The 13392-nt window shown below is 33.9% G+C and carries 15 protein-coding genes; all 15 read right to left on the bottom strand.

From position 1 onward, the window contains the following. Positions 1–5 precede the first annotated feature (5 nt). The gene (locus tag CZ225_RS07240; RefSeq protein ID WP_077153564.1) at positions 6–1058 is read right to left on the bottom strand and encodes a class I fructose-bisphosphate aldolase; all 1053 of its coding nucleotides are present in this window, start codon (positions 1056–1058) and stop codon (positions 6–8) included. A gap of 38 nt (positions 1059–1096) precedes the next feature. After that, positions 1097–1843 (bottom strand): 2,3-diphosphoglycerate-dependent phosphoglycerate mutase, encoded by a 747-nt coding sequence (gene gpmA, locus CZ225_RS07235; RefSeq protein WP_077153563.1) that lies wholly within the window; start codon positions 1841–1843, stop codon positions 1097–1099. A gap of 230 nt (positions 1844–2073) precedes the next feature. Continuing rightward, positions 2074–2919 carry an energy transducer TonB gene (locus tag CZ225_RS07230; protein ID WP_077153562.1) on the bottom strand — a complete coding sequence of 282 codons (846 nt, stop codon included), beginning with the start codon at positions 2917–2919 and terminating at the stop codon, positions 2074–2076. A gap of 18 nt (positions 2920–2937) precedes the next feature. After that, positions 2938–3771, bottom strand: coding sequence for a hypothetical protein (locus CZ225_RS07225; RefSeq protein ID WP_077153561.1), 834 nt, complete (start codon positions 3769–3771; stop codon positions 2938–2940). 131 nt (positions 3772–3902) lie between these two features. Next, entirely contained in the window at positions 3903–4400 is a 498-nt protein-coding gene (locus CZ225_RS07220) for a hypothetical protein (protein WP_077155735.1), read from the bottom strand. 168 nt (positions 4401–4568) lie between these two features. Then, positions 4569–5066, bottom strand: coding sequence for a hypothetical protein (locus CZ225_RS07215; protein ID WP_077155734.1), 498 nt, complete (start codon positions 5064–5066; stop codon positions 4569–4571). 170 nt (positions 5067–5236) lie between these two features. Beyond that, a complete protein-coding gene (locus CZ225_RS07210) occupies positions 5237–5734 on the bottom strand; it encodes a hypothetical protein (RefSeq protein ID WP_077155733.1) in 498 nt (165 codons plus the stop codon). A gap of 170 nt (positions 5735–5904) precedes the next feature. Beyond that, positions 5905–6399: a hypothetical protein gene (locus CZ225_RS07205; protein WP_077153560.1), complete on the bottom strand. Its 495-nt coding sequence runs from the start codon at positions 6397–6399 to the stop codon at positions 5905–5907. A gap of 2 nt (positions 6400–6401) precedes the next feature. After that, positions 6402–7610 (bottom strand): hypothetical protein, encoded by a 1209-nt coding sequence (locus CZ225_RS07200; protein WP_077153559.1) that lies wholly within the window; start codon positions 7608–7610, stop codon positions 6402–6404. Between the two features lie 32 nt (positions 7611–7642). Beyond that, on the bottom strand, positions 7643–8068 hold the full coding sequence (locus CZ225_RS07195) for a hypothetical protein (protein ID WP_077153558.1): 426 nt from the start codon (positions 8066–8068) through the stop codon (positions 7643–7645). Positions 8069–8356: 288 nt separating this feature from the next. Beyond that, positions 8357–9478 carry a UDP-galactopyranose mutase gene (gene glf / locus CZ225_RS07190; RefSeq protein ID WP_077153557.1) on the bottom strand — a complete coding sequence of 374 codons (1122 nt, stop codon included), beginning with the start codon at positions 9476–9478 and terminating at the stop codon, positions 8357–8359. 1 nt (position 9479) lies between these two features. Continuing rightward, a complete protein-coding gene (locus CZ225_RS07185) occupies positions 9480–10397 on the bottom strand; it encodes a glycoside hydrolase family protein (protein ID WP_077153556.1) in 918 nt (305 codons plus the stop codon). A gap of 14 nt (positions 10398–10411) precedes the next feature. Next, positions 10412–11125, bottom strand: a complete 714-nt coding sequence (locus CZ225_RS07180; protein ID WP_077153555.1) for a glycosyltransferase family 32 protein — start codon at positions 11123–11125, stop codon at positions 10412–10414. A 106-nt stretch (positions 11126–11231) separates the two neighbouring features. Then, complete coding sequence (locus CZ225_RS07175) at positions 11232–12218, bottom strand: hypothetical protein (protein ID WP_129585765.1); 987 nt, start codon at positions 12216–12218, stop codon at positions 11232–11234. Positions 12219–12722: 504 nt separating this feature from the next. Beyond that, on the bottom strand, positions 12723–13370 hold the full coding sequence (locus CZ225_RS07170; protein WP_077153553.1) for a hypothetical protein: 648 nt from the start codon (positions 13368–13370) through the stop codon (positions 12723–12725). Positions 13371–13392: the final 22 nt, after the last annotated feature.

The following is a 13392-nucleotide window of genomic DNA, read 5'->3' as shown; positions in this document are numbered from 1 at the left end:
TCATATCAAGCAATAGTAATTGCCGGATCAAGATATACATCCTGAATAGCATTCAACAATTCCACTCCCTTATTCATCTGCTTCTGGAAAGCTTTACGTCCACTGATCAATCCCATACCCCCTGCACGTTTATTTACTACAGCAGTTATAACAGCATCTCGTAAATCGGAAGCTCCATGGGATTCTCCACCAGAGTTAATCAGTCCGACACGTCCCATATATCCATTCGCTACCTGATAACGACAAAGGTCAATTGGATGATCGGAAGTCAATTCCGTATACATCCGTTCATCTACCTTACCGAAATTAAGAACTTTAAATCCACCGTTATTAGTTGGAAGTTTCTGTTTCACAATATCAGCTTTGATAGTAACCCCCAGACGATCTGCCTGTCCCGTAAGGTCAGCTGCAGAATGATAATCAACTCCGTCTTTTTTAAAGTCACTATTACGCAAATAACACCACAGAATAGTTACCATCCCCAACTCATGAGCATGTTCAAAAGCCTCAGCGATTTCCACCAATTGACGACGACTCTGTTCGGAGCCAAAATAAATTGTAGCACCCACTGCTACAGCACCCATATTCCAAGCTTCTTTTACTGTTCCGAAAAGAACCTGATCATAAGTATTTGGATAAGACAATAACTCATTATGATTCAGTTTTACCACAAAAGGTATTTTATGCGCATATTTTCGAGCCACAGCTCCTAAAATACCGAAGGTAGAAGCCACAGCATTACAACCTCCTTCAATAGCTAATTTTACTATATTTTCAGGATCAAAATAAATCGGATTGGGAGCAAAAGAAGCCCCTGCAGTATGTTCTATATCCTGATCGACAGGCAAAATAGATACATAACCGGTGTTCGCCAACCGTCCATGTCCTAAAATAGTTTGAAGACTATTTAATACTCTCGTATTCCTATCAGAATCAATCCAGATTTTATCAACTGTATCCGGAGAAGGAACATGAATTAACGACTTATCAATAGTCTTGCAAGTATGATCCAAATAATAACTGGCCTTGTTACCCAGTAAATCTATAATTTTACTCATAATAAAAATAATTTAGTTTAGGCATAACATCTTATATGCTATTTTTTCTTTCCCTGATTGGCTACAGCTTCCATCAGTTTTTTTATTTCTTCCGGATTTCCCAGAAAGTAGTCATTTGCGACTTTCAGGTTCTCATCAAACTCAAAAACATACGGAATAGCTGTAGGCAAATTCAGTTTTACAATATCCTCATCAGATATATGCTTCAGATGTTTGATAATCCCTCGCAAACTATTACCATGTGCAACCACTAATAAAGTATTTGCCGTTTTTAAATTAGGAAATATATCCGATTCCCAATAAGGCATAATACGATCTATCGTATCTTTCAGAGATTCCGTACGAGGTAACTCTGCATCCGGCACTTTGTGATAACGATAATCAAAGCGTGGATTCCTTAGATCACTCTCCGATAACGGATTGGGAGCAATATCATAACTACGGCGCCAAATCAAGACTTGTTCTTCACCATACTTTTCCGCTGTTTCTGCTTTATTTAATCCTTGAAGGTCCCCATAATGCTTTTCATTCAATCGCCAACTCTTTTCTACCGGAATCCAATCCAGATCCATCTTGTCCAACACACAGTTCAGCGTTTTAACGGCACGTTTCAAATAAGAGGTATAGGCTTTATCAAAATTGAAACCATATTCTCTGAGAGTAATTCCCGCTTTATTGGCTTCTTCAATTCCTTTTTCGGTTAGATCTACATCAGTCCACCCCGTAAAACGGTTTTCCTTATTCCATACACTTTCTCCATGACGAAGCAATACAATTTTTTTCATTTGTTCTCCTTTCTTTTTCTAATAGAACACTTTAATTGTCTCATTCTATTAAGAACACTTTATACTTCCACAAAGTTCATAAAAGAAATGGAGAACATCAATACCTAAAAACTATGATAAACTTAAGCTCAAACCTCCCTACAGGCATTGATTTTATAGTTCACCTTTATTTGACCTCATTGTATATCACAAATATTTACATTTGCAACACCACTCAATTAATGCGTTTATTAAAAATCTACTTGGATATTATAAAAAGCCCTAACGGGTTCCCCTTTTACATATGCAGGAGTCCACTTGGGCATTTGCAATATAATCGGTAGGATGACTCTATCAAAGCCCCCTATTGACCTATTTATCACACAAGGATAACGTATAGTACCATCTTTTTCCACTACAACTTTAACTATACCACATATTTTACGACCATTTGGATTCTTTACATTACTTTTAAAAAAAGCATTCAAAGCTTCATCTCCACCCGGAAATTCTGGGGCTTTATCTACTTTCCAATAAATACCTTCCACATTACTTCCATCTTCCTTCTTTAAAGTAGTAACAGGTAATACAACCTCTTTCCTTTGTAATTCAGTACCGGAAGAAGTCAAATGATAAAGTCTGTATTCTATAAATGCAATCCCATTTAAACCTTTTGTATTATTAATTATTGCGCTACAAAACTCCTTTGTTTCTCTAGGTGAAAATATTGTTTTTATAGGACTCCCGAGCAGAAACAAATTACCTGTTTCCAAAGAATTCCATCGAACACCATCAAAAATATGGATATGAATGGTACTTCCCGCTTCGGGATTAGTATTTGAGACTAATCGCAATGTTACAGGATAATCCATCAGGTTAGTAATCTCAGTACATATCTCATCATCTTTCAAGAAAGAGATTACTTTCCAGTTAGCGGACCTCAAAACAGAGTCCAACTCTATCTGATATGACTTTTGCATATCTACATCTTGACCTTGTTGCTCGCACAGGAAACACAAACCTTCATCCAACAATTGAAATTTACTTATGTCTACCGACAGTAATAAAATAAATAATAAACTTAATAATATCCTCATAATTTAAGAGTTAATAGTTCAATTCTGTATTTTCAAAGCTTCCTGAAGTAATTGTTTATATTTCCATACTTTATATTTTCTTTCTAAAGCATATTCAGAACTGACCATTGAATCTGGACAAATTTCAATTTCATGCTCATATGCTCTCAGTTCATTCTCATAGTAAACTGGAGATTTTAAGCTAACATAATCTATATAACTGTTAAATTCGAAGTCATATCCCATTGAAGTTACCCCTCCCCCCCTTTCAATTGACAAGTCAATATATTCTTTTACATAATCAGGAACAGAATCTTTAGTACCAAGAACACCTGAAGTTGGAATCTCTATTATTTCACTCAAATCATCAAACTGAAGATGCATTTTTTCATGAATCAACGTAGAAGTTCTATCATATTCACATGATAATCCTTCAAAAAAGCCATAGCCTATAATTATTTTATCACCTTGTCTCCACGCATAGGCAGCTCTGCCAGATCCCAATTCTATTTGTACGCCACTCAAATCTACCCCCAATGCATTTGCAATCTCAAAACAAATAGATTTAATTTTTTGCCAAATCTCTCCATATTTATCATCACCCGTCGATGGATTATGGTCTCCGGTTCCTCCACCTCCACCACCTGTATTTCCTCCCCAATACTCAAATTCATAACTATCATCATATCCACCGTATCCACCCGAAGAAAATACACTTACGCCAAAATCAGATAAATAAAGTTCGGAAGCAAACCAATCTCCATTACAAGAACTATCGGAATAGCCATCTACATAACGACGCATCTCATCTTGAGTTAATACAAGGTAATGCTGACGCAATCTCTGAAAGTCTTTACGCGTAATTTTTTTCATAACTTGAGTTTATTTAATTGTTAAATCCATATCTATAGAAAATTACTGATTCATAATCCATAAGCCAACAGCTGATAACTTAATATTAACAATCATTTCATCATTAAAAAAATACCGGCATCATATTCTTATTAATATTTAATTCCCCATGACTTGATTATGGAATCAGCTTCAGCTTTACTAATATGGCTATGAATACCCAGACCACTTTCATACACACAATACCAGCCTATAACATCATCACCATAAGTCAAGCCACCCAATGGTCCAGAACGAGACGAACGATAAAAATACATAACTCTTAAATAAACAGTCCCAGGACCATCTTGTGTCTCATACATTTCTCCATTACTATATGAATCTAATTCACAATAAAGAGTATCATTAAAATAGCCCATTTGTTTAGTAGTATGGCAAGGATATGGTTGTTTTTCTTTAGGTTCCCAAGCAGTCCCAACTTCCCAAGTATCCCCCACTATCCAGCTAGAATCAAGTAATGCAATGCCCAAACTATCTCTAACCCGATTATGCTCAATTCCATAAAGTGCAGGATATATTTTCTTTGGATGACGTTTCAGACAGCCACACATCAATATTAATAGAAAAACATAAATTAGTACATGTTTCATATTCATTTTAGACTAATTGTTTCGGACCAAATCACCTTTCAGATATAGATATCCTTCTAAATCTAATGCAACATCCGAAAAACATATTTCCTTATCAGAATAATCATACTTCAACATAGCCTATATTTTGAAAGATGTTTAAGGAACAACTATTCCAATACAAGATTTCTACTTAATTTTTATACTCCATGATTCTAATATGGAATCAGCTTCAGCTTTATTTATACATCTCTTAGAACCCGGTTCACCATCATAAACATAGTACCAACCAATGGTATCACTATAAGTCAAACCAGCTAATGGTCCAGAGTGAGACGAACGATAAAAATACATTACTGTTAAATAAACAGCATTAGTCCCATCTGGGGTCTTATAATGTTCTCCATTGTAATAATAATCTAGTTCACAATAAAGAGTATCATTAAAATAGCCCATTTGTTTACCTGTATGACAAGGATATGGTTGTTCTTCTCTTGGTTCCCAAAAAGTTCCAACTTCCCAAGTATACCCTGCTACCCAACTAGAATCTAACAATACAATGCCCAAACTATCTCTAACCCGATTATGCTCAACACCATAAAGTGCAGGATATACTTTCTTTGGATGACGTTTCAGACAGCCACACATCAATATTAATAGAAAAACATAAATTAGTACATGTTTCATATTCATTTTAGACTAATTGTTTCGGACCAAATCACCTTTTGTATATAGATCCTTCTAAACCTAATGCAACATCCCAAAAACATATTCCCTTATCAGAATAATCATACTTCAACATAGCCTATATTTTGAAAGATAATTAAGGAACAACTATTCCAATATAAGATTTCCACTTAATTTTTAATACCCCATGATTCTAATATAGAATCGGCCTCAATTTTACTAATACAATCAGAAATACCCGGAGCACCTTCATATAGATAAAACCATCCAATAGTATCATAACTAAAAGTCAGACCACCTAATGGACCAGAGTGAGACGAACGATAAAAATACATGATTTTTAAATAAACAGTTGAGAGTCCATCTACCGTTTCATATTGTTCTCCGTTACTATATGAATCCAATTCACAATAAAGAGTATCATTAAAATAGCCCATTTGTTTACCCGTATGACAAGGATATGGTTGTTCTTCTCTTGGTTCCCAAAAAGTTCCAACTTTCCAAGTATACCCTGCTACCCAACTAGAATCTAACAATACAATACCCAAACTGTCTCTAACCCGATTATGCTCAACACCATAAAGTGCAGGATATATTTTCTTTGGATGACGTTTCAGACAGCCACACATCAATATTAATAGAAAAACATAAATTAGTACATGTTTCATATTCATTTTAGACTAATTGTTTCGGACCAAATCACCTTTTGGATATAGATCCTTCTAAACCTAATGCAACATCCCAAAAACATATTTCCTTATCAGAATAATCATACTTCAACATAGCCTATATTTTGAAAGATGTTTAAGGAACAACTATTCCAATACAAGATTTCCACTTAATTTTTAATACCCCATGATTCTAATATGGAATCAGCTTCAGCTTTATTTATACATCTCTTAAAACTCGGTTCACCATCATAAACATAATACCAACCAATGGTATCACTATGAGTCAAACCAGCTAATGGTCCAGAATGAGAAGAACAATAAAAATACATAACTGTTAAACAAACAGTTGAGAGTCCATCTACTGTTTCATATTGTTCTCCGTTACTATATGAATCCAATTCACAATAAAGAGTATCATTAAAATAGCCCATTTGTTTAGTAGTATGACAAGGATAGGGTTGCTTTTCTTTAGGTCCCCAAACAGTCCCAACTTCCCAGGTATCTCCTGCTATCCAACTGGAATCAAGCAATACAATACCCAAACTATCTCTAACCCAATTATGTTCAACACCATAAAGTGCAGGATATATTTTCTTTGGGTGATGTTTCAGACAACTGCACATCAAAATTAGTAGAAAAACACAAATTAATACCTGTTTCATATTTATTTTATACTTATTGTTTCAGACCATGTCCACTTTTCAGATATAGTGCCCCCTAATCCTAAGGTAGCATCTCGGTCACAATTAGGAATAATACCCTCATGTGGACCACCTGCTGTATGCGCAACACGTAACCGTGTTGCTGACTCCCAACCACTATTATTAGAAACTGTATAATTAAGAGTGTACGTACCATTATGATTATCCTCTATAGTAATGCCCGTATTATATGACCCTAGAAATGATGTTACCTCATTCATATTTATTATTCCATCAAAAAATTCCGGAACGCCATATGTCCATGAATCATGAGTATAATCCAACGAACCATTCTTTATTTTTTCAATAGCCATATTACGAACCTTTAGAACTCCTTCTTGCTGTTGAAGATCTTTTGTTGTCTGAGCATTATCCGTAAAAGTAAAGATCATCAAATTGCTTTTTGAATCTTTCTCCATATTAGAAGCATTCAATTCAAATAACCATATAGAGAATAAATCATCCCACCCCATTTTATTAGGATCAGATTCAACAGTCGGTCCTATAAGCCCTTTTAATTCAGTCAAATAACTTTTTACAGTTCCTACTGCATCAGGATGTTCTAACATTAATGGAACAATATATTCATATATATTGTGTGCCACTTCAGCCGATATAGCAATTGATGATGATAGCAATCCCTTCAAATAACTTAATATCTCACTTAAAGTATCTGAATCTGATGAACCATCTCCAGATCCTCCACCTCCACCACCAGAGTTTCCACCCCAATACTCATATCCATAATTATCATCATATCCATAATAATAAAAACCAGGATAACCATTATCATCATTATTATCATCTGAATCCGAATCGTCTCCCCAAGGATCATAGTAATCCCAGTCAGGATTAAATTTACCGGGTTGTTCTTCATTATCTTTAGGCTGCTCTTCATAATATTTAGGAGTATAATGACCATAAATCACTACTTCACCAAGCTCTCCTCCATCTATATCCCCACCTCCATCATCATATCCACCATAGCCACCGTATCCACCTGAAGAAAATACACTTACACCAAAATCAGATAAATAAAGTTCGGAAGCAAACCAATCTCCATTACAAGAATTATCGGAATAGCCACCTACATAACGACGCATCTCATCTTGAGTTAATACAGGGTATTGCTGACGCAATCCCTCAAAGTCTTTACGCGTAATTTTTTTCATAACTTGAGTTTATTTAATTGTTAATTCAATATCTATAGTAAATTCTTATTCATAATCCATAAGCCAACAGCTGATAACTTATTATTGACAGTCATCTCATCATAAAAAGAATCTTGTATCTTTTTATCCATATAAGGTTCTATATCAGATAAAGAGAGTTCTTCGACAACAGGCACATCATATAAAATACTCCACCACAAATTATCATACCATATATCTAGTTGATCTCCACCTACAAAACATTTTACATACTCGATCTTATTAATAAGTAATAAACCTTCTTCTTTCAATGCCCAAGGAAGCCTTTTTATAAAGTGTTTCAGTAATACAATGTCAATATCCTGATACTCATGATTATCTATAGACTGAATTCTATAGTTCCGATCAAGACGTTCTACGAATTTTCTTCCCAAATCGACAGTATCTGCAACAAATACATTTTCCGTTTCTCTTAGCATTCGTTCCCAAACAAAGGACCAGCATTAAAAAGTATCTTTGCTATTTTAGAAGAATAAGTTTTTATTTTTAAAGCAAAATCTTTATAAATCAGATTATCACGATATCCAATTTTATGTTTCCAATCAGATATATCAGAGTTTTCAAATAAAATTTATTTAATAACTAAAAATGCTACCTGAAAGTCTAATAGCATTTTATTTACATCGATTAGCCCCAGAAGGAACTTTAAAAAGTATATTAGTCGCTCCTATTCTCGTTTCATAAAACACACTAAAATAATATACTCCCTATAAAATACTATTTTTAAGTTCCAATAAAGTTACCAAACACAATGCACGTTCAATAACCTGATCCATATTATAATATTTATACTCAGCAAGTCTCCCGCCAAAATACACGTTTACCTGTTGTCGCAATAACTCGCTATATTTCTCATAAAGAGCATTATTCTTATCATTATTAACAGGATAATAAGGCTCGTCACCTAATTGGAATGTCAGAGGATACTCTTTAGTAATCACAGTATCCGGCTGACGACCGAATTCAAAATGTTTATGTTCAATAATGCGGGTATAAGGAGTTTCCGAATCGGTATAATTAACTACCGCGTTACCTTGAAAGTTAGATTGATTCTCTAACACAGTCGTTTCAAATCGCAAACTGCGATATTCCAAAGCACCATAACAATAATCGAAATACCGATCAATCTCTCCTGTATAAACCACCGTATCAGCTAAACTATCCAGATATTCTTTATCAGAAAAATAATCAGTATCCAATACAACCTCACTTCCCGACAACATCTTGTCTATGATAGGAGTATATCCTCCTATTGGAATTCCCTGATATCTATCATCAAAATAGTTGTTATCAAAAGTAAAACGTACCGGTAAACGCCGAATAATAAAAGCCGGAAGATCAACAGCCTTTTTTCCCCATTGTTTTTCCGTATATCCTTTTATCAACTTTTCATAAATATCCTTTCCCACAAGAGATATAGCTTGTTCTTCTAAATTAGATGGAACACCAATACCCGATTCTCTCTTCTGGGATTCTATTTTCTCTAAAGCCTCGGTAGGAGTCTTCACTCCCCACATCCGATAAAATGTATTCATATTAAAAGGCAAATTATACAGTTCACCTTTATAATTTGCTAACGGAGAATTGGTATATCTATTAAATTCTGCAAACGAATTCAAGTAATCCCATACCACTCTATTATTAGTATGGAAGATATGAGCTCCATACTTATGGACTGTAATATCTTTCATTTTCTCAGTATAGATATTACCCCCAATATGACTACGTTTATCTATTACAATGCATGATTTCCCTTTTGCAGTCAATTCATGTGCTACAATCGAACCATATAATCCGCTACCAACTATTAAATAATCATACTTCTTCATACTAGACTTTCTTGGATTTATTCATATTCATCAAGTATATACCTAATGGAACACAAATTCCTTTTGAATTTGGATTCTCATTTTCTATAAGATATAAAAGTTTGTCAATTTCCGGAATGATAGCGTTATCACTCCATTGAGAAAAAAGAATTTGTTGCCATAATATTTTTCTATAAGCTTCGATACTCCAATCTTTATCTTTTAAATTACTCAATCTAGCTATAACATCTTTTTTCAAAGGAGTAGTATCAGGCATCTGATGCAACAGATTAAAAAGAATAACAGTATCACCATATATATCTTTTTCAATATCTTTATAATCCAACAAATAAGTTAGAATTTTCCAGATAAGTTTATCAGCTTCCCATACATGAACATTTTGTTTTTTCAACCCAAGAAGAAAGTATAACATGGAATTTATCAGATCCAAAGGCTTCTTTTTATTGTCATAAATACTTAAACAATAATATCTACAAGTATTCAAAAGAGCTAATACATAAACATCATAATTTCCCAGCATCTCCTTACCTCCATATTTTGACAAAAGATAAACAGCAGGAGATAACATAGAGAAGTTAATGCCAAAATCCACAGATTCCCCGGAAAAAAGGTTGTACTCCAAATCAATAAGAGCATCCTCGGTGACTTCCACGAACTCATTACGAATAAGATAATTTATTCCCCAGCCAATCCCGGCAAGCCCTAGCTCAATACCATTATTACCTACCTTTCCAGCTTTACTCAAAACCTCATCCAATAAATTATTCGCCAAATGATTGTCTATTTCAAGAGACAAATATCTAGAAAATTCATAATAAAACAAAACCAATCCCATTTTTCCCTCAATCAATCCGATACTTTTCATATCTTGTAAATGGGCAGTTACTATATCAGCAATTTTAAATAATTGTTTATTCATACTTATAAAGCACGTTAATCATTCCAGCTACCAAAATAATAATGTATAGCATAGGCATCTTTTATACTATCTTCAAGACGTTTATCCCAACACCCTTTTTTGGCTATATTCGCAAGAGGAAGATCAAAAGGATTGATATATAAAGGGGAAATAAGATAAACATCCTTCCTCTCCTCTTCAGACAAGCTTTCATAAGCATTTACCAATACCCACTGCCCTGTTGTGTCAAACACAACATCCTTATTACGAGCAGTAAACGAGAGTCTCAAATTCTCCTCTGAAAAAACCTTATCAATAATTTTCTTCACATAAACATGTTTAGGAACACATGCCATCAACGAGTTATTAATGATAAATCCCCGCCTAAAAATTCCACAATGAGATATTGGTTCTTGTGGAAAGCAGCACTGTTTATCAGACAGCAATCCATCCATAGGCTTTAAAGATTCGAAATCGAAATCTACATACATACCACCCATTTCATAGAGTATCAAATACCTGATAGCATCCCAACGCTGTATATTATAAGGAAAACGATTATAAATATCCCAATATTCCGGAAAATGTTCCAATATAAATGAGCTCATTCTATGGTCGTTCCAATAAATATATTGCCAATCAGGATAATCATACTTCCAAGTATCCGCCATTTTAAGAAAATGTTCCGGTAAGGATCTCTCTTTGTCCGACCAAAGCTGATGAATAATTTTAGGTATTTGATTTTTCATATTCTATATAATAGTTTGATGAATTCCATCCACTACGGAATATCTTCTTATTCAAATCCGATTCCTACATAAATTCATACCGTTAAAAAATTAATCCAGATATTATTTACCCTCCCAAAAGAGCATCCGCAGTTTCCTTGATCAAAGTATCATAAGTTACAAAAGGAATACCCAGCCCTTTATATAATTTCAATTCTGATATGTATTTCGATCTCTGCTCATTGTGACAAGTAAGTCCCTGACGTACCTCCTCCAACTGCTGTCGGGGCAGAGCATGATAAAGTACATCATATACATCGACTTCATAAAGAATAATATCAGACAAGACAAAAGGGGACACCTTTAATTCTTTAGGATGGGCATTAGGTTCGCGACGAATTTTTCTCATAAGCTCCCTCCTGATTAACCTTTCCTGACCTTCTTTCAATAAAGTATAAGAAGAGACCAAGGAAATAAACCTGTTTACGACATTCATCGTATCAGTAGGATTATGCCGCTCATGTATCAAATAATCGTTCTTTAGAAAAGAAGCCATTTCGTTTTTATCATCAGAATATATTGAAATACCGCTATCTTCCTCTTCCATTATCCGCAACCTAGTATTAATATAACCTGTATAAACCTCCTTAAATTTCTCTACGGACCCATAAAGAACCTCCAACATCTTTTTAAATGGATACAATTGCGCTTCCCCATCAGTGAGTCCAAAAAGATATTTACCATCCTTTTTTATACCATAAACTCGATATATAGGCAGATATGGCCAGCTAACAGCCTCATTCCTGAAAGAAACGATAAATACACTATCAGGAGAAAAAAAAGGTTTGGTATTAATATGATTCACTGTAAAGAATTCACTATCATAATCCCTCAATTTTCCAAATCGATATTGAACATATAGAGTATCTTTATCTTGGATATATATATTTAAAGATTCAATACTATGTATAAAAGATCCATCAATAGCAGGTAAAAAAGCGTCGGGAATATACCTGACAACAGGAATAGTTTTATACAAATTATCCTTACTCTGACTATAGGCTATGCTAAGCACTGAGAATCCCAGCAAAAAAAATAAGAACAGTCTTTTCATATTTCCATTCATATATAATAAATACATTCTAAATTACGTTCCATTGTCAGACTATATTGTTCATTACTATCTCACAGACTTTAAATATAGTTCATAATGTAACATCTGAGCTTTTTCATTATCATAAGACCAATTATCATTTCGACGATACTTTACTGTTTCATAAAATCTAGAAAGAAATATTCCTTCATTCTTTTTCTTTCTTCCGTAAAAAAGCATTTAAATATCATAGACAGTCTTCTCCGTTTACAAGCATAAAGTCTTTGATCGTTTCCAACTAATATCCATAACCTTAGATATATACTTAGAATAATTTAAAATGATTTTTCTATGCTATATTGAGCAGGAACCTCTTCTACAACACAGGTGCAATACATAATTAGTAACAGTATAATCTTCCATAATATACTGCTACGATTAAAATTATTTGATCGTAGCAGAATGTTTTAGATATTTGATTATAATTACGGATCTTTTCAAGTAATAGAAAAACATATAAATCTATTACTCCTGAGAAATATCTTCTTTTTCAAATCCCATTCCTACATAATTTACACCATTATGAAAATACTTAAAAGCATCAGACATTATTTCTGTCTCTTTCGGATATAGTTTTTCACCCTTTAATTTTAATCGACCAAATTCATCATATATCTCCTTACGATAATACATATTGGACCAATAAAAAGCCCAAAATTCAAACTGATGTCCCTTCCTCAATTTAGAAAGTGTTGTAAACATCGTATCCATTTTAGTTTTCATAACCCAACGCAATAACGGCTTTAGTCCCCACCAATCATGAGCAACATCCGGATTTATTTTTCCTCCGATTGCTAAATGTATAAGCTTACGACAATAAATTGAATCAGGAATAGTATTCAAATCATATAAAGCAACCACATGGTCTGATGCACGAAAAAACATACTCAGATCATATTCTTTATTTGGGAAATATTGATAAGTCATGATAAACTTGTCCCATGTATCAGGAAACGCGTCAAAATAGTTTTTTTGAGCAACCGGATCCTCTGGATTTTCCATTAATGACTTATAAGTGAGATTCAATCTGGCTGTATCTACCGGAAAATATTGTGCATAGACGCTACTGGTCATTATCATAGCCAAAATAGCAATAAGCATTTTTTTTTTCATTTATCTCTTATTTTTAATATGA

Origin of the sequence: Bacteroides bouchesdurhonensis (assembly GCF_900155865.1) — a bacterium.
GTDB lineage: Bacteria > Bacteroidota > Bacteroidia > Bacteroidales > Bacteroidaceae > Bacteroides > Bacteroides bouchesdurhonensis.
The sequence above is the reverse complement of the archived record's forward strand: the minus strand, read 5'-3'. Positions and strand labels throughout refer to the sequence as shown.